This window comes from Streptomyces sp. NPDC046939, assembly GCF_040644575.1.
Lineage (GTDB): Bacteria > Actinomycetota > Actinomycetes > Streptomycetales > Streptomycetaceae > Streptomyces.
Window position 1 is genome coordinate 34,681 of the sequence record NZ_JBEYWV010000009.1, and the last position, 23,107, is coordinate 57,787.

General features: G+C 72.5%; 25 protein-coding genes. 7 read left to right on the forward strand and 18 right to left on the reverse strand.

All coding sequences use genetic code 11. The annotated features are described in order from the left end of the window. The first annotated feature begins 405 nt into the window (after positions 1-405). A complete protein-coding gene (locus ABZ877_RS12155; protein WP_361068475.1) occupies positions 406-1,056 on the forward strand; it encodes an SCO3374 family protein in 651 nt (216 codons plus the stop codon). Here the strand turns inward: ABZ877_RS12155 and ABZ877_RS12160 are convergent. The 10 genes from ABZ877_RS12160 to ABZ877_RS12205 all read right to left on the reverse strand — a co-directional run bounded on the left by ABZ877_RS12160 (position 1,035) and on the right by ABZ877_RS12205 (position 9,100). Then, on the reverse strand, positions 1,035-1,370 hold the full coding sequence (locus tag ABZ877_RS12160; RefSeq protein WP_361068478.1) for an Lsr2 family protein: 336 nt from the start codon (positions 1,368-1,370) through the stop codon (positions 1,035-1,037). The two genes, ABZ877_RS12155 and ABZ877_RS12160, sit on opposite strands and share 22 nt — an antisense overlap. Before the next feature lie 256 nt (positions 1,371-1,626). Next, entirely contained in the window at positions 1,627-2,187 is a 561-nt protein-coding gene (locus ABZ877_RS12165) for an amino-acid N-acetyltransferase (protein ID WP_361068481.1), read from the reverse strand. A 9-nt stretch (positions 2,188-2,196) separates the two neighbouring features. After that, positions 2,197-2,637, reverse strand: a complete 441-nt coding sequence (locus ABZ877_RS12170) for a BlaI/MecI/CopY family transcriptional regulator (RefSeq protein ID WP_361068920.1) — start codon at positions 2,635-2,637, stop codon at positions 2,197-2,199. A gap of 128 nt (positions 2,638-2,765) precedes the next feature. Next, positions 2,766-2,951 (reverse strand): hypothetical protein, encoded by a 186-nt coding sequence (locus ABZ877_RS12175; protein WP_361068483.1) that lies wholly within the window; start codon positions 2,949-2,951, stop codon positions 2,766-2,768. Between the two features lie 13 nt (positions 2,952-2,964). Then, positions 2,965-3,558, reverse strand: coding sequence for a hypothetical protein (locus ABZ877_RS12180; protein ID WP_361068486.1), 594 nt, complete (start codon positions 3,556-3,558; stop codon positions 2,965-2,967). A 107-nt stretch (positions 3,559-3,665) separates the two neighbouring features. Further along, a complete protein-coding gene (locus ABZ877_RS12185) occupies positions 3,666-4,463 on the reverse strand; it encodes a type III pantothenate kinase (protein WP_361068489.1) in 798 nt (265 codons plus the stop codon). Beyond that, complete coding sequence (gene nadC, locus ABZ877_RS12190) at positions 4,463-5,470, reverse strand: carboxylating nicotinate-nucleotide diphosphorylase (protein ID WP_361068492.1); 1,008 nt, start codon at positions 5,468-5,470, stop codon at positions 4,463-4,465. The genes ABZ877_RS12185 and nadC overlap by 1 nt, the downstream gene beginning before the upstream one ends. Next, a complete protein-coding gene (locus tag ABZ877_RS12195) occupies positions 5,467-7,185 on the reverse strand; it encodes an L-aspartate oxidase (RefSeq protein WP_361068495.1) in 1,719 nt (572 codons plus the stop codon). Before ABZ877_RS12195 ends, nadC begins: the two co-directional genes overlap by 4 nt. Further along, positions 7,182-8,168, reverse strand: coding sequence for a pantoate--beta-alanine ligase (gene panC, locus ABZ877_RS12200; protein WP_361068498.1), 987 nt, complete (start codon positions 8,166-8,168; stop codon positions 7,182-7,184). The genes ABZ877_RS12195 and panC overlap by 4 nt, the downstream gene beginning before the upstream one ends. Further along, positions 8,165-9,100, reverse strand: coding sequence for a DUF2520 domain-containing protein (locus ABZ877_RS12205; RefSeq protein WP_361068501.1), 936 nt, complete (start codon positions 9,098-9,100; stop codon positions 8,165-8,167). The genes panC and ABZ877_RS12205 overlap by 4 nt, the downstream gene beginning before the upstream one ends. Positions 9,101-9,234: 134 nt before the next feature. Between ABZ877_RS12205 and ABZ877_RS12210 the strand changes: the two genes are divergently transcribed. Further along, on the forward strand, positions 9,235-10,407 hold the full coding sequence (locus tag ABZ877_RS12210) for a beta-eliminating lyase-related protein (RefSeq protein ID WP_361068504.1): 1,173 nt from the start codon (positions 9,235-9,237) through the stop codon (positions 10,405-10,407). A 7-nt stretch (positions 10,408-10,414) separates the two neighbouring features. Here ABZ877_RS12210 and ABZ877_RS12215 read toward each other — a convergent pair whose 3' ends face one another. Next, positions 10,415-10,639: a hypothetical protein gene (locus ABZ877_RS12215; protein WP_361068507.1), complete on the reverse strand. Its 225-nt coding sequence runs from the start codon at positions 10,637-10,639 to the stop codon at positions 10,415-10,417. A 190-nt stretch (positions 10,640-10,829) separates the two neighbouring features. Between ABZ877_RS12215 and ABZ877_RS12220 the strand changes: the two genes are divergently transcribed. Beyond that, positions 10,830-11,936: a DUF5937 family protein gene (locus ABZ877_RS12220; RefSeq protein WP_361068510.1), complete on the forward strand. Its 1,107-nt coding sequence runs from the start codon at positions 10,830-10,832 to the stop codon at positions 11,934-11,936. Between the two features lie 10 nt (positions 11,937-11,946). Here the strand turns inward: ABZ877_RS12220 and ABZ877_RS12225 are convergent, their stop codons facing one another. Beyond that, complete coding sequence (locus tag ABZ877_RS12225; protein ID WP_361068512.1) at positions 11,947-12,615, reverse strand: response regulator transcription factor; 669 nt, start codon at positions 12,613-12,615, stop codon at positions 11,947-11,949. Positions 12,616-12,670: 55 nt separating this feature from the next. Beyond that, positions 12,671-13,873, reverse strand: a complete 1,203-nt coding sequence (locus ABZ877_RS12230; protein WP_361068515.1) for a sensor histidine kinase — start codon at positions 13,871-13,873, stop codon at positions 12,671-12,673. A 163-nt stretch (positions 13,874-14,036) separates the two neighbouring features. Here ABZ877_RS12230 and ABZ877_RS12235 point away from each other — a divergent pair, with 163 nt between their 5' ends. Next, positions 14,037-15,023, forward strand: coding sequence for an SAM-dependent methyltransferase (locus ABZ877_RS12235; RefSeq protein ID WP_361068923.1), 987 nt, complete (start codon positions 14,037-14,039; stop codon positions 15,021-15,023). Here the strand turns inward: ABZ877_RS12235 and ABZ877_RS12240 are convergent. After that, positions 14,988-16,139 (reverse strand): NADH-quinone oxidoreductase subunit D, encoded by a 1,152-nt coding sequence (locus ABZ877_RS12240; protein ID WP_361068518.1) that lies wholly within the window; start codon positions 16,137-16,139, stop codon positions 14,988-14,990. The genes ABZ877_RS12235 and ABZ877_RS12240 overlap by 36 nt on opposite strands. Positions 16,140-16,170: 31 nt before the next feature. Between ABZ877_RS12240 and ABZ877_RS12245 the strand changes: the two genes are divergently transcribed. Both ABZ877_RS12245 and ABZ877_RS12250 read left to right on the forward strand, forming a co-directional pair. Then, complete coding sequence (locus ABZ877_RS12245; RefSeq protein ID WP_361068521.1) at positions 16,171-16,713, forward strand: PH domain-containing protein; 543 nt, start codon at positions 16,171-16,173, stop codon at positions 16,711-16,713. Positions 16,714-16,736: 23 nt separating this feature from the next. Continuing rightward, entirely contained in the window at positions 16,737-18,059 is a 1,323-nt protein-coding gene (locus ABZ877_RS12250; protein WP_361068524.1) for a PH domain-containing protein, read from the forward strand. A 46-nt stretch (positions 18,060-18,105) separates the two neighbouring features. Here ABZ877_RS12250 and ABZ877_RS12255 read toward each other — a convergent pair whose 3' ends face one another. From ABZ877_RS12255 to ABZ877_RS12270, 4 genes are all read right to left on the reverse strand, one after another. Beyond that, positions 18,106-19,101, reverse strand: a complete 996-nt coding sequence (locus ABZ877_RS12255) for a hypothetical protein (protein WP_361068527.1) — start codon at positions 19,099-19,101, stop codon at positions 18,106-18,108. Between the two features lie 131 nt (positions 19,102-19,232). Next, positions 19,233-20,198 carry an ABC transporter substrate-binding protein gene (locus ABZ877_RS12260; protein WP_361068530.1) on the reverse strand — a complete coding sequence of 322 codons (966 nt, stop codon included), beginning with the start codon at positions 20,196-20,198 and terminating at the stop codon, positions 19,233-19,235. Between the two features lie 17 nt (positions 20,199-20,215). Further along, complete coding sequence (locus ABZ877_RS12265; RefSeq protein ID WP_361068533.1) at positions 20,216-20,884, reverse strand: ABC transporter permease; 669 nt, start codon at positions 20,882-20,884, stop codon at positions 20,216-20,218. Continuing rightward, complete coding sequence (locus ABZ877_RS12270) at positions 20,881-21,636, reverse strand: ABC transporter permease (protein ID WP_361068536.1); 756 nt, start codon at positions 21,634-21,636, stop codon at positions 20,881-20,883. The genes ABZ877_RS12265 and ABZ877_RS12270 overlap by 4 nt, the downstream gene beginning before the upstream one ends. 196 nt (positions 21,637-21,832) lie before the next feature. On the opposite strand from ABZ877_RS12270, the gene ABZ877_RS12275 reads away from it, so the two are divergent. Then, complete coding sequence (locus ABZ877_RS12275; RefSeq protein WP_361068539.1) at positions 21,833-23,002, forward strand: betaine/proline/choline family ABC transporter ATP-binding protein; 1,170 nt, start codon at positions 21,833-21,835, stop codon at positions 23,000-23,002. The last annotated feature ends 105 nt before the right edge of the window (positions 23,003-23,107 follow it).

The window sequence follows — 23,107 nt, forward strand, 5'->3', positions numbered from 1 at the left end:
GGCTGTCCCCTCCCTGTCCTTCCGCAGCTTAGTCCCGTAAGCGGGGACCGCTCATTCCATCTGCCGACACCCGGACCCTTCCCTGGACAGTCTCCCGTCCCCGAACGCCGACACCTGCTCCAACCCGATGGTGCGAGACGATGTTCCCGCAGGCCAGGCAGATACCTCCACCATCACTACGCCGATGGCGAACGCGGGCGGCCCGGCCTTTCCGTGTCGCCCCTCCCACTAGGGATGTCTTACCCGCAAGGACTGACACTCCATGCGGCGCGCGCCGGTTCCCTCCGCTATGGGCGAACACCATTGCGCCGCCCAACGCTCCCGTACGCCCCGATTTCGGACACGTGGCGCGTTTGAACCGGCACAGCGCGTAACCCCGGGCGGTTCTCGGGGGTTGCTCCTGGCATGGTCGTTCCTCCGCCCGCCCCGCACCGCCCCGAAGCCGCCCTCCCCAAGCCCCGGCGTCCGCTCGACGCGGGCGCACCGGCCGATACGGCCGGATCCGAGCGCGTCCGTCAGTGGTACGAGGACGAGCTGGGCTGGGCCACGACGTGCGGCCCCGAGGGCGCCAGACTGCGCACGGGGCTCCGCTTCGACGTGCTCGAGGTCCCGGCCGACGCCGGGTTCGCGATGCTGCGCAGGCTCGATCCCCGCTCGCCGGTGGCCGTACGGGGGGAAACGATGCGGCTGCTGCTCGCCGCGGGCAGCGCCGACGAGGTGCCCGGCCTGCTCGACTGGCTGGAGTGGGGGGCGCTCCCCCTGGACCTCGTCACGCTCGGGGCCGGCGCGTCCATCGACGCGCCGACGCCTCCGGGGTGGGCCGGCTCGCAGGAGGCCGCCGTGTGGGTGCGGCCCCCCGAACCCGGGCGCGAGGTGGAACCGGTCCTGCCGGCCCTGACGACCTTGACGGCCGTGTCGACCTGTCCGGTCGTGGGGGGCGGTGGGGGCGCCCCCGATCTCGTGCGTCTCGTGGACACGGCGGCGACGTGCTGCCACCGGGCCCGCCTGCGCCGTGCATCGGCCGCGCCGAGCGCTCAGCCGTTGGCCTTCTCGTAGGCCTCGCGGATGGCGGCGGGGACACGGCCGCGGTCGTTCACCTCGTGGCCGTTCTCCTTCGCCCACGCGCGGATCTGCGCGGTGTCCTGGTTGCCACCGGACGCGGCGCGCGCCTTGCCCCGGCCGCTCGCGGCACGGCCACCGGTGCGCCGGCCGTTCTTCACGTAGGTGTCGAGAAGACCGCGCAGCTTGTCCGCATTGGCGGTGGTGAGGTCGATCTCGTAGGTCTTGCCGTCGAGCGCGAACGTCACGGTCTCGTCCGCCTCGCCACCGTCGAGGTCATCGACAAGAAGGACCTGAACCTTCTGTGCCACCGGATTTCCTTTCATCGATATCCGAGGGGCCGACCACGCGACCACGGCCGCCGATTCGCCGTCCCCTTGTTATATGCACTACTACCCACTACTGCAGTACGCGGAAAGCAAACCGCTTTTCCGTGGAAAACACAAACCCTCGGCTGAGATCGGGAGAGATCCCGGAGTTGTACGCTGCCCACCCGGGCAGTAAACATGCGCGTTTCGGACATAGGGCACCGGGCGCCGCCCGTTGCCGGAATACCGGACGCGACGATCACAGATGCAGAAGCATCCGGCTGTTGCCCAAGGTGTTCGGTTTCACTCGTTCGAGACCGAGGAACTCCGCGACGCCCTCGTCATAGGAACGCAGTAGCTCGCTGTAGACATCGGTGTCGACCGTATCGACCGGCGTCTCGCCGATCTCCACGAAGCCGTGCTTGGCGAAGAACTCGACTTCGAAGGTCAGACAGAAAACCCTGCGAACACCGAGCCAGCGCGCGGTCTGCAGCAGCTTGTCGAGCACCTGGTGGCCCACGCCACCGCCCTTGACCTGCGGGTTCACCGCCAGGGTGCGGACTTCCGCGAGGTCTTCCCACATGACGTGCAGGGCGCCGCAGCCGACGACCTCCGCGTTGTCGTCCCGTTCCGCGACCCAGAACTCCTGGATGTCCTCGTAAAGCGTCACGGTCGCTTTGTCGAGCAGGATCCCCTGTCGGCTGTACGCGTCGAGCAGTCGGCGCACCGCCGGTACATCGGCGGTCCTGGCCCTGCGGACACTGACCGCTTTAGCGGGTGAATCGGAGCGGGGGAAGACTTCGGGGGGCTCTGCTGGCATGTGCGGACGCTATCGCCCGGGGCCCCCGTCCGCTTCCCCGGGTCCTGGGGGCACTTCGGCCGGTACTTCGGGCGCCTCTTCGGACGGCACTTCGGGCTGAACGATGCGCATGGCGTCGCGGAGCGCTTCGCGCTGCTGGGACGACATCATGCCGAAGAAGGCGACGAGCGCGGCGGCGGGGTTGTCGCTGCGCCCCCATGCCTCGTTCATCAGTGCGGCCGAGTACGCGGCGCGGGTGGAGACGGCCTCATATCGATAGGCCCGGCCTTCCGCCTCGCGGCGCACCCAGCCCTTCTGATGGAGATTGTCCAATACGGTCATGACCGTCGTGTACGCGATGGAGCGTTCCTGCTGGAGATCCTCCAGGACTTCCCTCACCGTCACGGGGCGGTTCCACTTCCACACCCGTGTCATCACAGCGTCTTCGAGTTCTCCCAAGGGGCGGGGCACGAACAGCACAATAGTGGGAGAAGACGGTAATTCAACGCCCAACGTGGCGAACATCGGCAATCAACAGCAAAAGGGGCGCCCGGTGGGCGCCCCTCTCCTCGCTGTGGCCACGCGGCGGGCCGGTGGCGTCAGGCCCCGGCCTCGTGCGCGCCGCCGCTCTGCCGGGCGGCCTCGGCGCGGGCGAGGGCGGCGTCGACGGCCGCGTCCTCCTTGGCCTTCTTGTCGCCACCCTGCGACTTCACGATCGTCACGATCAGGCCGATGAAGAACACGGCCATCACCACGGGCGGCACGAGCGCGGAGACGTATTCCATGGCTCCAGAGTAGCTAGCCCGCGACGAGACGCCGCGACGGGGCCTCCGGCCGGGCGGGTCGCCGCTTGGGCGGGAATACCTCGGCCGGGGTCGGCATCGGCTTCGGCGGGGCGGGCTGCGGCTTCGGGGGCTGCTGGTCGCCCGCCGTCAGGCCGCCGGGCAGCGCGAGCAGGTGCGAGCGGGAGGCCGGGACGCGCGGGCGCCTGGGGGCCGCGAGGCGCTCGCGCACGCTCTGTTCGGCGAGGGCCTGGCAGCGGCCGAGCAGGGCGGCGGCGGCCGGGTTGCCGCGCAGGGCGCGCAGCCCGGCGAGGTCGTCGGCGCCGGGCCGGTACCCCGCGGCCAGGGCGTCCGCGAGGAGGCTCAGATAGCCGGTGGCGGAGCCGGGCAGGGCGGCCCGGTAGCGGTCGAGGTCCGCGAGGAGGAAGGCCCGCATACGGGCGCTCTCCCGCACGGCCGCGTCGACCGACTCCGCGAGTCGCAGACACTCCCGGACGTCCGTGTCCGTGGCCGGGCTTGGGTGGAGGGCGAGGGCGAGGGCGCGTCGGAGCACACGCAGCTCTTCTGCGCCGAACGCCAGGCCGCCGCGGTTTCCGTAAGGCGTGGGCATGAAAAGACGATACGTGCCATTACCGACAAAATCGGCTTTACCGGCAATTCACGGCGTGGCTGTTCACGGAGGCGGCGTAAAGCGGAGCCCGTGCGAGGGGGCGAGCGCTAGAGCCGGGAGACATTGCGCTCGTAGACCAGGCGCAGGCCGATCAGGGTGAGCCACGGTTCGTGCTCGTCGATGACCGATGCCTCGCCGAGCACCATGGGCGCGAGGCCACCGGTGGCGATGACCGTGACGTCGTCCGGGTCGGCCGCCAGCTCCTTCGCCATGCGGTGCACGACGCCGTCGACCTGGCCCGCGAAGCCGTAGACGATGCCCGACTGCATGGCCTCGACGGTGTTCTTGCCGATGACGCTGCGCGGCCTGGCCAGCTCGATCTTGCGGAGCTGCGCGCCGCGCACGCCGAGCGCCTCCACGGAGATCTCGATGCCGGGGGCGATGACGCCGCCGGCGTACTCTCCGCGCGCGGAGACCGCGTCGAACGTCGTCGCCGTACCGAAGTCCACGACGATCGCCGGGCCGCCGTAGAGCTCGACGGCGGCGACCGCGTTGATGATGCGGTCGGCGCCGACCTCCTTGGGGTTGTCCATGAGGATCGGGACGCCGGTCTTGATGCCGGGCTCGACCAGGACGGCGGGCACGTCGCCGTAGTAGCGGCGGGTGACCTCGCGCAGCTCGTGCAGGACCGAGGGGACGGTCGAGCAGATGGCGATGCCGTCGATGCCGTCGCCGAGTTCGTCGCCGAGCAGCGGGTGCATGCCCATGAGGCCCTGGAGCAGGACGGCGAGCTCGTCGGCGGTGCGGCGCGCGTCGGTGGAGATGCGCCAGTGCTCGATGATCTCCTCGCCGTCGAAGAGGCCGAGGACGGTGTGGGTGTTGCCCACGTCGATGGTGAGCAGCATCAGGCATCGGCCTCTCGGAGGTCGAGGCCGATGTCCAGGATCGGCGAGGAGTGGGTGAGGGCGCCGACGGCGAGGAAGTCGACGCCGGTCTTGGCGTATGTCTCCGCGTTCTCCAGGGTCAGGCGGCCGGAGGACTCAAGGAGCGCGCGGCCGTCGGTGATCGCCACGGCCTCCTCGGTCTCGAGGGGCGTGAAGTTGTCCAGGAGGATGAGGTCGGCGCCGGCGTCCAGGACCTCGCGGAGCTGGTGCAGTGTGTCGACCTCGACCTCGATCGGCAGGCCGGGGAAGCGGTCCCGTACGGCCTGGAACGCCTGGGCGACGCCGCCCGCGGCGACCACGTGGTTGTCCTTGACGAGCGCCGCGTCGGACAGGGACATGCGGTGGTTGACGCCGCCGCCCGTGCGGACCGCGTACTTCTCCAGGGAGCGCAGTCCGGGCGTGGTCTTGCGGGTGTCGCGGACCTTGGCCTTGGTGCCCTCCAGGGCGTCCGCCCACGCGCGCGTGGCCGTGGCGATGCCGGAGAGGCGGCACAGGAGGTTGAGGGCGCTGCGCTCGGCGGTGAGCAGGTCGCGGGTGCGGGTGGTGACGGACAGGAGCTTCTGGCCCGCGCTCACCCGGTCGCCGTCCTCGGCGTGCCGCTCGACCTCGAACTCGTCGGTGGCCACTACGGAGATGATCGCCTCGGCGACGCGCAGGCCGGCCACGACGCCGTCCTCGCGGGCGGTGAAGTCGGCGGTGGCGACGGCCTCCTCGGGGATCGTCGCGACGGTGGTGACGTCGACGCCGCCGTCGAGGTCCTCGGCGATCGCCATGTGGGCGATGTCCTCGACCTCGACGGGGTGCAGGCCCGCGTCGAGCAGGAGCTGGGCGAGCGACGGGTCGAGGCCGCACTCCATGGCGTCCGTGGCGTCGTCGGAGGCGCCCTGCGCGCAGCCGCAGTGGTCGCCGCAGCCGCCGCTGTCGGCGGCTGCCAGGGGGAGGTCGGGGGTGGCGCTCACGTCGGTCACTGCTCCTGAGGGGTCGTTGCCGGGAAGTTCGCGGTCGGTGTGGTGTGCGTGGCCAGGGTGCGGTCGCTGTTCAGGCCCACGACGATGTGGCGGCGCCAGTGGGTGTCGTCGCGGTCGGCGAAGTCCTCGCGCCAGTGGCAGCCGCGGGTCTCCTCGCGGCGGCGGGCGGCGGCGACCAGGACGCGGGCGACGCACAGGAGGTTGGTGGCCTCCCAGGTGTCGACGCCGGGCTCGGCCGTCTTGCCGTCCTCGGCGAGCGAGTTGACGGCCTCGGCGTGGATGCGGCCGAGGCGGGCGGCGGCCTCGGCGAGGGAGTCGGCGGAGCGGAGCACGCCCGCGCCCTCGGTCATGACCCGCTGGATCGCGAAGCGGGCCTCGGACGGCAGGAGGGGGTGGGTCGGGGTCGGCGGCTGCGGGACGGGCGCGGGCACGCGCGCGTGGAGCCGCTGTCCGTCGTGCTGTCGCTTGATGTCGTCCGCGATGCGCTCGGCGTAGACCAGGCCCTCCAGGAGGGAGTTGGAGGCGAGGCGGTTCGCGCCGTGCACGCCCGTGCAGGCGACCTCGCCGCACGCGTACAGGCCGGGCACGGTGGTGCGGCCGTGGAGGTCGGTGCGGACGCCGCCGGAGGCGTAGTGCGCGGCCGGGGCGATCGGGATGGGCTCGGTGACGGGGTCGATGCCGTGGGCGCGGCAGGCGGCCAGGATCGTCGGGAAGCGGTGCTCCCACATCTCGGCGCCGAAGTGCCGTCCGTCGAGGTACATGTGCTCGGTGCCGCGCTCCTGCATGCGGCGTGTGATGCCCTTGGCGACGATGTCGCGCGGGGCCAGTTCGGCGAGTTCGTGCTGGCCCACCATGAAGCGCACGCCGTCCGCGTCCACGAGGTGCGCGCCCTCTCCCCGTACGGCCTCGGAGACGAGCGGCTGCTGGCCCTCGGCGTCGGCGCCGAGGAAGAGCACGGTGGGGTGAAACTGGACGAACTCCAGGTCGCTGACCTCGGCGCCCGCGCGCAGGGCGAGGGCGACGCCGTCGCCGGTGGAGACGTGCGGGTTGGTCGTCGCGGAGAAGACCTGGCCCATGCCGCCGGTCGCGAGGACGACGGCGGGCGCGAGGACGGCGCCGACGCCGTCGTGCTGGCCCTCGCCCATGACGTGCAGGGTGACACCGGCGGTGCGGCCGTCGGCATCGGTGAGGAGGTCCAGGACGAGCGCGTTCTCGATGGTGTGCAGGGCACGCGCGCGTACGGCCTCGACGAGGGCGCGGGAGATCTCCGCGCCGGACGCGTCGCCGCCCGCGTGCGCGATGCGGCGGCGGTGGTGGCCGCCCTCGCGGGTCAGGTCCAGGGCGCCGTCGGGGGTCTCGTCGAAGCGGGCGCCGGTCTCGATGAGGCGGCGTACGGCGTCGGGGCCCTCGGTGACGAGGGTGCGGACCGCCTCCTCGTCGCACAGGCCCGCGCCCGCGACGAGAGTGTCGTCGAGGTGCTGCTCGGGCGTGTCGCCCTCGCCGAGCGCGGCGGCGATGCCGCCCTGCGCCCAGCGCGTCGAGCCGTCGTCGAGCCGCGCCTTGGTGACGACGACGGTGGTCAGGCCCGCGGCCTCGCAGCGCAGCGCGGCGGTCAGGCCCGCGACGCCCGAGCCGACGACCACGACGTCGGCCTCGATGGACCAGCCCGGGGCGGGGGCGTGCAGTCGTATGCCGGTACCGGCAGAGGCGCTCATGGGCGGGCTCCGAACGTGAGGGGCAGATTGTCGATCAGCCGGGTCGTCCCCACGCGCGCGGCGACGGCGAGGACGGCGTCGCCCTCGAAGCCGTCACGTACGTCGCTGAAGTCGGCCGGGTCGATGAGGGCCACGTAGTCCAGCTCGACCGGCGGCTTGAGGCGGGCCGCCTCGTCCAGGACCAGACGGGCGGCGGCGAGGACGCCCGCCGGGCCGCCCGGGGCGGCGACGGCGTGGGCGTCGGCGGCGGCGCGGGCCTCGCCGAGCGCGCCGAGCGCCTGGGCGCGCGCGAGCGTGGAGGGGTTCTCGGCGCCACGCGCGCGGAGCGCCTCTTGCGCGGCGTGCCGGTCGCGGCCCGCGAACAGGGCGCGGGACAGGGCGAGGGCGCTGCGCCGCTCCTCCGGGGAGAGGTAGCGGTTGCGGGAGGAGAGCGCCAGGCCGTCGGCCTCTCGGACCGTGGGCACGGCGACGATCTCCACGTCGAAGTTCAGGTCGCGCACCATGCGGCGGATCAGGGCGAGCTGCTGGGCGTCCTTCTGGCCGAACAGGGCGACATCCGCGCGCGTGAGGTGCAGCAGCTTGGCGACGACGGTGAGCATGCCGTCGAAGTGGCCGGGGCGTGAGGCGCCCTCGTAGCGCTCGCCCATCGGTCCTGCGGTGATGCGCACCTGCGGCTCGCCGCCGGGGTAGACCTCGTCGGCGGAGGGCGCGAACACGGTGTCGGCGCCCGCCTGCTCGGCGATCTTGAGGTCGGCGTCCAGGGTGCGCGGGTAGCGGTCGAGGTCCTCGCCCGCGCCGAACTGGAGCGGGTTGACGAAGACGGTGACGACCACTTCGCCGTCGGCGCCCGCGCGCTCGCGCGCGGTGCGGATCAAGGTGGCGTGGCCCTCGTGCAGGGCGCCCATCGTCATGACGACGACGCGCTGCCCGGCGCGCGTGCGTGCGCGCAGTTCCTCGCCCTTGTGCAGCAGGGCCGTGGTCATCGGGGGTCCTCCGCTCCGGTCGCGAGGACGCCGAGCAGGTCCTCGGCGAGCTCCGGCTTCAGCAGGCCGTGCGCGAGGGCGCGGTCGGCGGTGGCGCGGGCCATCGCGAGATATCCGGCGACGGTCTGCGGGGCGTGCTTGCGCAACTCGGCGACGTGTGCGGCGACCGTGCCCGCGTCGCCGCGCGCGACCGGGCCCGTGAGCGCCGCGTCGCCGGACCTCAGCGAGTTGTCGAGGGCCGCGCCGAGCAGCGGGCCGAGCATCCGGTCGGGGGCGCCGACGCCCGCGTCCCGGAGCAGGTCCATGGCCTCGGCGACCAGGGTGACCAGGTGGTTCGCGCCGAGCGCGAGGGCCGCGTGGTAGAGCGGGCGCTTCTCCTCGGCGATCCACTCGGGCTCGCCGCCCATCTCGATGACCAGGGCCTCGGCGGCCAGGCGCAGCTCCTCGGGCGCGGTCACGCCGAACGAGCAGCCGGCCAGGCGCTGGACGTCGACGGCGGTGCCGGTGAACGTCATCGCGGGGTGCAGGGCGAGCGGCAGCGCGCCCGCGCGCGTGGCGGGGTCGAGGACCTTGGCCCCGTACCGGCCCGAGGTGTGCACGAGGAGCTGTCCGGGGCGGATCGAGCCCGTCTCGACGAACCCCTCGACCAGTCCCGGCAGGGCGTCGTCGGGGACGGTCAGGAGCACCAGGTCGGCGCGGGCCAGGACCTCGGCGGGCTCGACCAGGGGCACGTCGGGCAGCAGGGCCGCGGCGCGCCGCCGGGAGGCGTCGGAGACTCCGGAGACGGCTACGGGGCGGTGCCCGGCCAGCTGGAGCGACGCGGCGAGCGCGGGGCCCACGCGGCCCGCGCCGACGACGCCCACGGTGAGGCGGGCCGGCCGGTCCCGGGGATCGGTGGGCTCGGAGGGGGCGTTCGGCGGGGGAAGTGACACGGGACGATGGCCTTCCGTTCCAGTCCGCTCGGGGTACCGGACGATTTCTCGTCATGTTAACGCTATCTGGGCGGGCGGGCCTCGGCTGTCCACAGGCTGTGGGCAAGCGCACGCGCGTACGAGATCATCCGTGCATGACCGACAGCAGTGGCGACGACCACGGGACCGACGAGGACAAGCAGGCCGCGCGACGTCTCGCGGCCTGGCGGGGCGCGGAGCGCAGGCTCGCGCGGCGGGCGAAGGAGGCGACGCTGGGCGAGCGACTCGCGCGGCTGACCGAGGACGCGTCTTCGGTGGCCGATCTCGCGGGCGATCTCGACTTCTACGGCGACGGGATCGTCGCCGTCCTGGAGGAGAAGGTCGCAAGGCTGCTCGGCAAGGAGGCGGCCGCGTTCTTCCCCAGCGGCACGATGGCGCAGCAGGTCGCGCTGCGCTGCTGGGCCGGGCGGACCGGGAACGCCACCGTGGCGCTGCACCCGCTGGCCCACCCGGAGGTCCACGAGCGCGACGCCTTCTCTGCGCTGACGGACCTGCGCACGGTGCACCCCACGCGCGAGCCGCGTCAGCCCACCGCCGAGGAGGTGGAGGAGCTGGACGAGCCGTTCGGGGCGCTGATGCTGGAACTGCCGCTCAGGGACGCCGGTTTCGTGCTGCCCACCTGGCAGGAGCTCGTGGACGTGTGCGAGGCGGCACGCGTGCGTGACGCCGTCGTGCACTTCGACGGGGCGCGCCTGTGGGAGTGCACGGAGCACTTCGGGCGCCCGCTGGACGAGATCGCGGCGCTCGCGGACAGCGTCTACGTGTCGTTCTACAAGACGCTCGGCGGGATCAGCGGCGCGGCCCTTGCGGGCCCGCGGTCGTTCATCGACGAGGCGCGGGCCTGGCGGCACCGCTACGGCGGGCAGGTCTTCCGGCAGTTCCCGCAGGTGATCGCGGCGCTCGCGGGCCTGGAGCGGGAGCTGCCGAAGCTGCCGTCGTACGTGCGGCACGCGCGCGTGGTCGCGCGGGCGCTGCGGGAGGGCTTCGCCGGGGCGGGCGTCGCCTGGGCGGGGATCCACCCGGAGACCCCGCACACGCACGAGTTCCGGGTCTGGCTGCCCTATGACGCCGAGGCGCTGACGGAGGCCGGTGTGGCGCAGGCGGAGGAGACGAAGGTGTCCCTCTTCGGCCGCTGGTGGCCGGCGGACAAGGTGCCGGGCATGTCCGTGTGCGAGGTGACAGTGGCGGAACCGGGGCTCAAATGGAGCGCCGATGACGTCCGCGCGGCCGTCGCGGACTTCGTGCGGCGGCTGCCGGGGCGCGCGTAGCCCCGGTTCAGCACCCGGCGGCGGGCCGCCTGCGGCTGCCCGCGAAACGGCGGGCCAGCGCCGCGCGGACCCGGCCGTGGGCCGGGCGCCCGGCGAGGACCGCCTCGAAGCGGCGGTAGTCGCGCACCTCGCGCAGGACGGCCGTGTCGTGCAGGCCGGGGGCGGGCCCCGCGGGTTCGCCGCGCTGGGCGGCTCGGAAGACGTCGAGTGCGTACTGCTGGCTGACGTTCATGGCTGGCACCTCGCTCGGTCGGTGGGTGGGTGTTCGGTGGGTTGGTGAGGTGGCCTCCCCTGACCCCGCCCTGTCGTGCTTCGGGGTCGATGGCACGAGGTTGCGCCGGGTCCGGGGGCGCGGTCACGTCGATTGACGGGAGGCGTCAATCGACGTCCCGTTTGTCAGTGGCGGCGGGCACCATGGGGCCATGAGCGTGCGGATCGACATCACGGGCCTGACGCCCGAGCGCATCGGCGTCGTGCCCTCGCCCCTGGCCGAGCTGGGCATGGCGCTGCACGCGCTGTCCGAGCCCGCGCACCACCCGGGGCTCCAGGGGTGGACGACGAGCGTGGCCACGCGCCTGGACCCGTGCCTCGCCGACCGGTTGTGCGAGGCGGACTTCCTGTGGCGGACGACGTTCTCGGACGTGTTCACGCCGTCGGCGGGGATCGCCGGGCGGCGCACCCGCCCCGGAGCCACGCTCGCCGAGGAGCTGGACCTGCTGGACAAGCTGTCCGACGAACAGTTCGTGGACGCGGCCCTGGAGTTCACCTGCCAGTCCAGTTACGCGATCCGGCCCGTCAGCCGGCTCGACGACCCGCGCACGCGTGAGCGCGCCCTCGACCTCGCCGCGGCGCGCGGCGCCCACCAGGTCCGCTTCACCCAGCGCCTCCTCGACGACCCTCCCGCGGTCCGGACCTGGTTCCGCGAGCTGCTGCGCGACTGCGAGGAGGCGTTCTTCGCGGACGTGTGGGCGCGGGTGCAGCACCAGCTGGCGGCCGACGCCCGGCACAAGACGGAGCTGATCCGCCGCAAGGGTCTCGGGGACGCCCTGAAGGCCACCTCGTCCGCGGTCTCGCTCGACCAGGCGGGCCGCACCCTCGTCGTGGACAAGATCAGCGAAGGGGTCGCGGCGACCGGGGACGGCGATCTCGTCCTCGTCCCGACCAGCCTGGGCTGGCCGCACCTGTGGGTGCTGCACCGCGCGGGCTGGCAGCCGGTGATCACCTATCCGGTCTCGTCACCGGGGCTCACGGCGCCGCCCTCCGTGGAGCAGTTGACGCTGCGCATGTCCGCCCTGGCGCACCCGGTGCGGATGCGCCTGTGCCGCCACCTCGCGCGCGGCTCGTACACGACGAGCGAGCTGGCCGACGCGCACGGCATGTCGGCACCGGAGATATCCCGGCACCTGTCGGTCCTGAAGAAGGCGGGCCTGATCACGACGCGCCGTCAGGGCCGGTACGTGCAGCACCAGTTGGACCTCAGCGTGGTCTCGCGCCTGGGCGGCGACTTCATCGAGGGCGTCCTGCGCTGAGCCCCAGGGTTCAGCGCCCGCCCGCGCGAACCAGCCCCGTCTCATACGCGAGGACGACGACCTGGACGCGGTCGCGCAGGCCCAGCTTGGTGAGGATGCGGCCGACGTGCGTCTTCACCGTGGCCTCGGAGAGCACCAGGTGCGCCGCGATCTCGCCGTTCGACAGACCTTGGGCGACGAGGACCATGACCTCGCGCTCGCGCTCGGTGAGCCGCTGCAGCTCGGCCTGTTGCGGCTCCTTGGTGCCGCTGGGCAGCATCGGCGCGAACCGGTCGAGCAGCCGCCGTGTCGTCGACGGGGCGACGACCGCGTCACCGCTGTGCACCGAGCGGATCGCGGTGAGCAGCTCCCCGGGCGGCACGTCCTTGAGCATGAACCCGGAGGCGCCCGCCTTGAGGCCGGAGAACGCGTACTCGTCGAGGTCGAACGTGGTCAGGATCAGCACCTTCGGCGGGTTGGGGTCCGCGCAGATCCGCCGCGTCGTCTCCACGCCGTCCAGCTTCGGCATGCGTACGTCCATCAGGACCACGTCCACCGCTGTCGCGCGCAGCACCTCCAGCGCCTCGACGCCGTCACCCGCCTCGGCGACGACCTCCATGTCGGGCTGCGCGGCGAGCACCATCCGGAAGCCGGTGCGCAGCAGCACCTGGTCGTCGACGAGCATGACCTTGATCGACATCGGGCGGGTCCTCACATCTCGTGGCGACTTGTGCGGGTCGGGTTGCTGGTACGTGTCAATGAGCGGACTTCAGAGGCAGCAGGGCGCTGATGCGGAAGCCACCGCCGGGGCGCGGTCCCGCGTCCAGCGTGCCGCCGACCATACCGATGCGCTCCCGCATGCCGATGAGGCCGTGGCCCCGGCCGTCCGCCCCGCCGTCCTCGTACAGCTCGTGCGGGGCGCCCTTGCCGTCGTCCTCGACGAGCAGGCCGAGGCCGTCGTCGAAGTAGACGAGGCGGACGCTCGCGCCCGCGTTCGGGCCACCGTGCTTGCGGGTGTTGGTGAGCGCCTCCTGCACGATGCGGTAGGCGGTCAGCTCGACGCCGCTGGGCAGCGGGCGCGGGGTGCCCTCCACCTTGAAGTCGACGGGCAGGCCCGCGGTGCGCACCTGCTCGACGAGGTCCTCGATCTGCTCGACGTCGGGCTGCGGCACGTACTCGCCGCCCTCCTCGTGCTCGCCGGTGCGCAGCACGCCCAGCAGCCTGCGCATCTCGGCGAGCGCCTGGCGGCCCGTGCCGGAGATGGTCTCCAGGGCCTTCTTGGCCTGTTCGGGCGCCTGGTCGAGGACGTAGGCGGCGCCGTCGGCCTGGACCACCATCACCGACACGTTGTGCGCGACGACGTCGTGCAACTCACGCGCGATCCGCGCCCGTTCGGCGGCGACCGCGACCTTCGACTGGGCCTCGCGCTCCTTCTCCAGGCGGGCCGCGCGCTCCTCCAGCTGGGCCAGGTAGGCGCGGCGGGTGCGCAGTGAGTCGCCGAGGACCCAGGCGAGCGCGAAGGGCACCGTCTGGAAGACGGTGACCGCGATGTGCCCGGCGCCGCTGGAGGACATCGAGGGCCAGCGCAGCTCCGCGAGCGGCGCCGCGCACAGGCCGCCGATCAGGGCGAGCCGGGAGGCCCAGCGGGCACCGCTCACGGCGACCGTGTAGATGATCACCAGCATGGCGAAGTCGGCCGGGCCCGGCGGCGCGTCGAGGATCAACTGGGCCAGGCCCGCGACGATCGCGAGCACGAGCATCTTCTCGGGCATGCGCCGGCGCAACGCCACGACCAGGGAGAGCACGACGGCACAGCCGATCACCACCGTCTCGTCGCCACGCGGCGACGAACCGTTCGCGGCGGTGCCGCTGGCCACCGAGATCCCGAGCAGGATCACGGCCCAGAAGCCGTCGACCCAGGTCGGGTGTCTGCGGAGGAAGTCGTAGAGGCGCTGCACGTAACCCAGAGTAGGCAGGCCCGCGGGGTGCCGGGGTCAACCGGAGGGCCGATCCGGGCCCGGCGCGCGTACTCCGCAAGGTGGAGGCGCGTGCGCCCCCTGCGCATAGCCTTCGGGCGTGAGCAACGCAACTGAGGGCGCGGGACGGGGCTGGCGCGCCGCCATGGACGAGGCGCTGTACGGCCCGCACGGCTTCTACCGCAGGCCTGAAGGGCCCGCCGGGCACTTCCGTACGTCGGTCCACGCCTCGCCGTTGTTCGCGGGTGCGGTGGCCGAGCTGCTGTGCCGGGTCGACGCGGCGCTCGGCGAACCGGACGGGCTGGCCTTCGTCGACATGGCGGCCGGGCGCGGCGAACTCGTCTCCGGCGTCCTCGCCGCACTCCCGGCGAAAGTGGCGGCACGCGTGCGTGCCTGCGCGGTGGAGAAGGCCGACCGGCCCGCCGGCCTCGACCCCGGGATCGAGTGGCGCGCCGAGCCACCCGCCGGGATCACCGGCCTCCTCTTCGCGAACGAGTGGCTCGACAATGTGCCCTTGGACGTCGTCGAGACGGACGAGGACGGCACGCCCCGGCTCGTGCTCGTACGGGAGGACGGCACGGAGCGCCTTGACACCGCACCCCTCGGCGACGACGCGCGGCGGTGGCTGGACGCCTGGTGGCCGCTGTCGGCCGAGCCGGGCCTGCGCGCCGAGGTCGGCCGGACGCGGGACGAGGCATGGGCGGCGGCCGTCGCCACTGTGGAGCGCGGTCTGGCGGTCGCCGTGGACTATGCCCACGCGCGCGGGGCGCACCCGCCGTTCGGCACCCTCACGGGTTTCCGGGACGGGCGGGAGACCGTCCCCGTGCCGGACGGCTCCTGCGACATCACGGCCCACGTGGCGCTCGACGCGTGCGCGGTGACGCCGGGGGCGCGGGTCGTGTCGCAGCGGGCCGCCCTGCGGGCCCTGGGCGTCGCCTCAGGGCGCCCGCCGCTGGCCCTGGCGTCCCAGGACCCGGCGGCGTACGTACGGGCCCTCACGCGGGCGGGAGAGGCCGCGGAGCTGACGGCGCGCGGCGGGCTCGGCGACTTCGGCTGGCTCCTCGAACCCGTGGGCGTCCCGGAAGCGGCGGCGGGCCTACTTGTCGATGTCGCCGACGACGAAGAACAGTGACCCGAGGATCGCCACCATGTCGGCGACCAGCGTCCCGGGCAGCAGCTCGGCCAGCGCCTGGATGTTGTTGTACGAGGCGGAGCGCAGCTTGAGCCGGTACGGCGTCTTCTCGCCCTTGCTGACGAGGTAGTAGCCGTTGATGCCGAGCGGGTTCTCCGTCCACGCGTACGTGTGGCCCTCGGGCGCCTTGAGGACCTTGGGGAGGCGCTGGTTGACCGGGCCCGGCGGCAGGTCGGCGAGGCGGTCGAGGCAGGCGTCGGCGAGGTCGAGCGCGTTGTGGGCCTGTTCGAGGAGGCACTCGAAGCGGGCCAGGCAGTCGCCCTCCTGCCGCGTGACGACCTTGAGCGTGTCCTGGAGCTCCCCGTAGGCGAGGTACGGCTCGTCGCGGCGCAGGTCGAAGTCGACGCCCGAGGCGCGGGCGATCGGGCCGCTGACCCCGTAGGCGTGGGCGGCCTCGGCGGTCAGGACGCCGACGCCGCGCGTGCGGCCCCGGAAGATCTCGTTGCCGAGGACGAGACGGTCGTACACGTCCATCCGGGAGCGCACGGCGGCGACCGCCGCACGCGCGCGTGTCGTCCAGCCGAGCGGCAGGTCCTCCTTGAGGCCGCCGACCCGGTTGAACATGTAGTGCATACGGCCGCCGGAGACCTCCTCCATGACGTTCTGCAGCTCCTCGCGCTCGCGGAACGCGTGGAAGACCGGGGTGATGCCGCCCAGTTCGAGCGGGTACGAACCCAGGAACATCAGATGGTTCAGGACCCGGTTCAGCTCGGCGAGCAGGGTCCGCAACCAGACGGCCCGCTCGGGGACCTCCATGCCCAGCATCCGCTCGACGGCGAGCACGACGCCCAGCTCGTTGGAGAACGCGGACAGCCAGTCGTGGCGGTTGGCGAGCATCACGATCTGCCGGTAGTCGCGCGCCTCGAACAGCTTCTCGGCACCGCGGTGCATGTAGCCGATGACCGGCTCCGCGTGCTGGATGCGCTCGCCGTCGAGCACGAGACGCAGGCGCAGCACGCCGTGGGTGGAGGGGTGCTGCGGACCGATGTTGAGCACCATGTCGGTGCTCTCCGCGGCACCACCGATGCCGACCGTGGCCTGAGTCGTGGGCGTCATGCGGACAGTCTCTCCTACGTAGGGTGGACGCATGGAAACGGGGATTACGGGGACCGCGGGCGCCACGGGCCCGGCGGACGGCGCCGGGGCGCGGCCCGCGGCGGCAGGCGACGAACCGGCGTGGAGGGGCCTTCCGCCGGGGCTGCTGAAGCTGCGCAGACTGCTGCTCGCGCTGTGGCTGCTGCCGCCCGCGGTCGCGCTCGGGGTGCTGCTCGGGCTGTTCGCGGGCCCGGTCTGGGCCGCCTTCGCCCTGCTGCCGCTCGCCGTCCTCGCCTGGGGCCGGCTCATGCTCGGCCGCAACTGGCGCTCGTGGCGCTACGCCGAGCGCGCCGACGACCTGCTCATCAGCCGCGGCGTCCTGTGGCGTGAGGAAACGATTGTGCCGTACGGGCGGATGCAGCTCGTCGAGGTGACCTCGGGCCCTCTTGAGCGCAGGTTCGGCCTGGCCAGCCTGCAACTGCACACCGCGGCCGCCGCCACCGACGCGACGATCCCCGGCCTGGCCCCGGCCGAGGCGGAACGCCTCCGCGACCGCCTCACCGAGCTGGGCGAGGCCCGATCGGCGGGGCTGTGACGGCCGGGCCCGGGACGGAGGAGATGGCGAGCGCCCCGCCGGCCGACGCCCTGCGGGAGCGGCGGCTGCACCCCGTCACACCGTTCCGGCGGGCCTGGGCGCCGATAGCCGTGCTGCTCGGCTGGGCCGTGCACGACATGGACCAGGCGCAGCGCCAGCTCGCCCGGCTGACCGGGACCACCCTGACCATCGGGCTCGCCGTCCTGGTCCCGGCCGCCGCCCTGTACGGCTTCCTCACCTGGTGGTTCACGCACTTCGCGGTGACCAACACCGAGCTGCGCATCCGCACGGGCCTGCTGTTCCGCCGCACCGCGCACATCCGCCTCGACCGCCTTCAGGCCGTCGACATCACCCAGCCGCTCGCGGCGCGCCTCCTCGGCGTCGCCAAGCTGAAGCTCGACGTGGTGGGCACCGACAAGAAGGACGAACTCTCCTTCCTGGGCGAGAAGGAGGCACGCGACCTGCGCGCCGAACTGCTCGCAAGGGCGGCCGGTTTCGCCCCCGAGTCGGCGCGCGAAGTGGGCGAGGCGCCCGCGCGTCAGCTCCTGCACACGCCCCCGCGCACGCTCGCGGTGTCGTTGCTCCTGACGGGCGCGCCCTGGGCGATGCTGCTCGCCGCGCTCGCCGTCCCGGCCTTCCTCTGGTTCCTCACCCACAACCTGTGGACAGTGATCGCGGCCGGGGTGCCGCTGGCGGGTGGCGCGTTCACGCACAGCGCGGGCCGCTTCATCAAGGAGTACGACTGGACGGTCGGCGAGTCCCAGGACGGCCTGCGCATCGACCACGGGCTGCTCGACCGGGTGCACGAGACGGTGCCGCCGGGCCGCGTGCAGACCGTCCGCCTCGTCGAACCGCTGCTGTGGCGGCGGCTCGGCTGGGTCCGCGTCGAACTGCACGTCGCCGGTTCCGCCAACTCCGTCCTCGTGCCCGTCGCCCCGCGCGAGCACGCCGAGGACGTCGTCGCGCGGGTCCTGCCGGGCATCGCCGTGCCCAAGCCCGCCGACTTCACGCCCGCGCCCCGGCGCGGGCGCTGGTGCGTGCCGGTGTGGTGGCGGGCGTACGGGGTCGCCGTCACGGAGACGGCGTTCGCGGCGCGCCACGGACTGCTCCGGCGCCATGTCTCGCTCGTCCCGCACGCCAAGGTGCAGAGCGTCCGCCTGACCCAGGGCCCCTGGGAGCGGTGCTTGCGCGTCGCCGACCTGCACCTCGACACCGGCGCCAACAAGACGGTGACGGCCCGCCTGCGCGACGCCCAGGAGGCGGCGGAGCTGCTGCGCGCCCAGGCGGACCGGTCCCGGACGGGGCGCCGGGAGGCGCGGCCCGACCGGTGGATGAGCCAGAAGTAAGGGCGCCCTGCGAGAAGCAGGGCGCCCTTGTGCACACGTGGGGGGATCAGGCCCGCAGCGCGGACCTCAGGCCGCCGACGTCGATCTGCTCGGTCTCGTCGTGAGCGGTCAGGTCGATGACCTCCTGCTCGGCGGCGTCCTCGGTGACCTTCTTGCCGGCAAGGGTCTCGTCGGCGGCGTCGTGCTCGGCGGCCTCGTGCTCGCGCGCCCGCTCCTGCTCCTTCGCCTGTTCCCGCTCCTTCGCCCGCTCCGCGAGCGCCTCGTCCCCGATGACGTCGGCCAGGTCCTCATGCGGGTCCTCGTGCGGGTTTTCGTCCGGCTTCCCGGCGGAGCCGCTCGTGCCGAAGAAGTCGAAGCCGCCCTGCGGGACCTTCCGCGCGGGCGCCGCGGGCATCACGGCCGCGGCGGCCGGCACGGTGTAGTGGCCGGACGCCGCGGAGGACTTCCCCCGCGAATCGGCCTCCGGGGCCGGCTTCGGCTCAGGACGGGCGAGGCGGTCGAGCGCCGCGTTGGCCCGCAGGTACAGGACCGGGGTGGCCGTACCGCCGGGGCTGCCCGCCACCGCCGGGAGTGCCTTGGCGGGGGACGTGGCCTCTATGGCGAGTCGACGGCGGCCCTCCAGGGCGCTGGCCCGCTCGGTCTCGGCGTTGGCGTAGCGGCGCAGCAGCGCCGCGTGCTCGTTGCGCAGCCCCGCCAGCTCGGAGCGCTTCGCGCGGAGCTTGGCCTCGAGCCGGGAGCGCAGCTCGCGGGACTCCTCGAGGTCGCCCTCCAGCTCCGCCACCGCCTCCTCGTGCCGCCAGCGCTCGCTCGCGGCGCCCCGGGTCAGCTCGGCGACCTGCTTGCCCGCGAGGCGGTCCCAGCGCCGCATCACGACGGCGCCGATCACGGCGGCTGCCGCGGCGGCCGCGGTGACGCAGCGCAGCACGAGCGGATCGTCGGACAACCAGACGCCGCCCGCGCAGACGAGCGGCACACCGGCGATCACCGAAGGGGGCAGCAGTCGGTGCAGGGGTGGGGAATGGCGGTGGCGTCCACGTGGCATGGCCAGAAACTTACCGCGCGTAGGCGAATCCCGAAGCCCCGCCCGGCAAAATTCGGGCACAGGCGGCACAGAAAGCACCGGACTCACCGTGGAAGACACCCGGACCGCCTGTTCCGTTCCGGACTTCAAGATCATTTACCGATGAGGCCCTTGGACTCCAGATAGTCCTTCGCGACATCCGCTTCCTTCTGGCGCTCCGCGTCGACCTTGCGGTTCAACTCGATCAGGTCGTCCGTCGTCAGCGTCTTGGTCAGCTTCCCGAGGACATCGGATATCCCCTGGTCCCCGGCGTCCTTCGCGTTCACGACGGGAATGATGTTGTCCGCGTTCTGGAGCTTCTTGTCGTCCTCCAGGAGAACGAGGCCGAAGTTCTTCAGCGTCGCGTCGGTCGTGGTCGTCAGGACCAGCTGGTCCGTCCCGTTCTTCACGGCCTGCTTGGACTGCGTGGTACCGACGCCCTTGGGGTCGATTCCCGTGACGTCGATGCCGTACGTCTTCTCCAGGCCCGGCGCGCAGAACGGCCGCTTCTCGCATTCGTCACCGGCCGCGATCCTGACCTTCTCGCCCGACTTGCCGAGATCGGAAAGCGTCTTCAGGCCGTGCTTCTTCGCGAAGCTCTCGCTCACCGCGAACGCGTTCTGGTCGACCGCCTCACCCGGGTCGAGCACCTTCAGCCCCTCCGGCTCGGCGAGCTTGCGCAGCGCCGCGACCGTGGCGTCGACATCGCTGGAGGCGACCGGCTTCGCGCTGGAGCCGTTCTTCTTCAGGTTGAGGAATTCGGCGAGCGTCGCCGCGTATTCGGGCACCACGTCAATGGCGCCCTTCGCGAGCTGCGGCTCGTAGATCTCCCGGTTCTCGACCGTCTTCACCGACGCGTCGTACCCGGCGTCGTCCAATGCCTGCCGGTACAGCTCACCGAGCACCTTGGCCTCGGTGAAGCTCGCGGCGCCGATGACGACCTTGCCCTTCTTGCCGCCGCCCGCGCTCCCGGAGTCGTCCTTGCCCTCCAGGCTGTCGCCGCCGCACGCGGTGACGCCCGCGGTCAGCGCCGCGACCGCCACAGCGGCCAGGGCCATTCGACGCGTCCTGCTGTTCATCGCTCTCCTCATTGCCTTCACGCCCGACCCCGCATGGGGTCGAGCACCCGTCCCACCACCACGAAAACGCCCTCCACGAGCAGGGCGAGCGCGGCCACCAGCACGGCTCCGGCGACCACCTGGGGCGTGTCCTGGAGGTTGAACCCGGCCGTGATGATCCGCCCGAGCCCTCCCTCACCGGCCATCGCCGCCAGCGTCGCCGTCGCGATCACCTGCACCGCCGCCGACCGCAGCCCGGTCATCACCAGCGGGTACGCCAGCGGCAGCTCCACCCGGGCGAAGACCTGGCGGCCGCTCATGCCCATGCCGCGCGCCGCCTCCACCACCGAGCGGTCGACCTCGCGCATACCCACGTACGCGTTGGTCAGCAGCGGCGGCACCGCGAACAGGACCAGGGCGATCAGCGTCGGCACGTCACCGTGGCGGCCCAGCGGGGTGAGGGTCAGCAGGACGAGGACGGCCAGGGTCGGCACCGCGCGCCCCACGTTCGACACGTTGATCGCGAGGGCGCCGCCCTTGCCGATGTGTCCGAGCCACAGGGCGAGCGGCAGCGCGACGAGGCAGGCGACGCCGAGCGCGACACCGCTGAAGTACAGGTGCTCGGCGAGGCGGTGCCACACCCCCTTCTCGCCCTGCCAGTTGGCGCCCGTGCTCAGCCAGTCCCACGCCCCCGATATCGCGTTCATGCCACCTTCTCCGGCTCCACCGGGGCCGAGGCCGAGGCCGCGTCGCCCTTGCGTATGCGGGTGCCGCGCGCGGAGCGTCCGGCCGCCGCCACCCGCGTCCACGGCGTCAGCCACCGCTGCACGCCGAGCAGCAGCAGGTCCGCGAGGATCGCGAGCACCACGCAGAGGACCGAGGCGGTCAGCACCTGCGCCTTGAAGTCGCTGTCGAGGCCGTCGAGGATCAGCGTGCCGAGGCCGCCGTAGTCGACGATCGCGCCGACCGTCGTCAGCGCCACCGTGGAGACCGTCGCGATCCGGACGCCCGCGAGGAGCGCGGGCAGCGCCAGCGGCAGTTCGACCTCCCACAGCAGCCGCAGCGGCCCGTACCCCATGCAGCGCGCGGCCTCCCTGGCCTCCTCGGGCACGGCCTGGAGCCCCGCCAATATGTTGCGCACGAGAATCGTCAGCGAATACAGGACGAGTCCGGTGACGACGAGCGAGACCGAGAGCCCGAAAAGGGGCAGCAGGAGCGAGAACATCGCCAGCGAGGGAACCGAGTAGAACACCGTCGTCAGACCGAGTACCGGCCCCGCCAGAGCCCGCTTGTGCCGGGCGAGCAGCGCGAGCGGAAAAGCGATCAGGACGCCGATCAGCACCGAGACCACGGTGATCCCTATGTGCTGGACGGTCGCGTCCACCAATTCCTGGCTGCGGGTGCGCAGATACTCCCCGCACACCCAGTCATTGGCCACCAGGCAGTTCTGCTCGCTCACCCCGCCCACCTCCCCCGCTTCCCCGAACGTATGTCAGTGATCCGTACGAGCGCACGCACCTTTTCTGACTGCCGACGACCCTAGCGGGGACCACTGACAATGGCCGAGACCCGTCCCCTCCCCGCAACATTCCCTTCACACGACTGCCGTGCCGGGCCGTGTCCGTGGGCGGCCCGGCGCGGCAGAATGGGGTCTCATGATCCGGTTCGAGCACGTCAGCAAGCGGTACGCGGACGGCACCACTGCCGTCGACGACCTGTCCTTCGAGGTGAACGAGGGCGAACTGGTCACCCTCGTCGGCCCCTCGGGCTGTGGCAAGACCACGACGATGAAGATGGTGAACCGGCTGATCGAGCCGACCGAGGGCCGGATTTTCCTCGACGGCGACGACATATCCGCGATCGACCCCGTCCAGTTGCGGCGCCGTATCGGCTATGTCATCCAGCAGGTCGGCCTCTTCCCCCACAAGACGGTGCTCGACAACACCGCGACCGTGCCCCACCTGCTCGGCGTCAAGCGCGCCACGGCCCGCGAGCGCGCCGCCGAACTGCTCGACCTGGTGGGCCTGGACCCCAAGACGTTCGGTGACCGCTACCCGGAGCAGCTCTCGGGCGGTCAGCGCCAGCGCGTCGGCGTGGCCCGGGCGCTGGCCGCCGATCCGCCCGTGCTGCTGATGGACGAGCCGTTCGGCGCCGTCGACCCGGTCGTCCGCGACCACCTCCAGACCGAGTTCCTGCGGCTCCAGCAGACGCTCGGCAAGACCGTCCTGTTCGTCACGCACGACATCGAGGAGGCCGTCCGCCTCGGTGACCGCATCGCCGTGTACGGGCAGGGTCGCATCGAGCAGTTCGACACCCCGTCGGCGGTCCTCGGCGCCCCCGCCACCCCGTACGTGGCCGACTTCGTCGGTGCCGACCGGGGCCTGAAGCGCCTGTCGGTGACGCCCATCGAGGAGGGCGACCTGGAGCAGCCGCCCGTCGTCCACCTCGACGACCCGCTGCCCGCGGACCTCGACGCCCGCTGGGCCGTCGTCCTGGACCGCGACAACAACCTGCACGGCTGGATCTCCGCCGAGCACGCGCGCGAGGCGGCGGCACAGGGCGCGGGCGGCACCGTGCGCGACCACGCCCGCCGCATGGAGGCGTGGCTGCCGGTCGGCGCCTCGCTCAAGCAGGCGTTCGCGACGATGCTCCAGCACGACGCGGGCTGGATCGCGGTCATCGACGCCCGCTCCGAGGGCCGCTTCCTCGGGGTCCTGACCCCGGCCAGGCTCCACGAGGCGCTGCGCCGCTCTACGGCGGCGGACGCGCGGGACATCACGCGCGCGGAGGTCGAGCTGGAGACGGTGACCCCGCTCGCCAAGTAGTCCCTTGCCTCGCTGTTTGCGGTGACTTTGCGACGGGGAGTGAACCGGTCTCCCCGTCGTCCCGTCCTAGAGGGCGCAAGTCGCGGATGCCGGATATGGCACCGC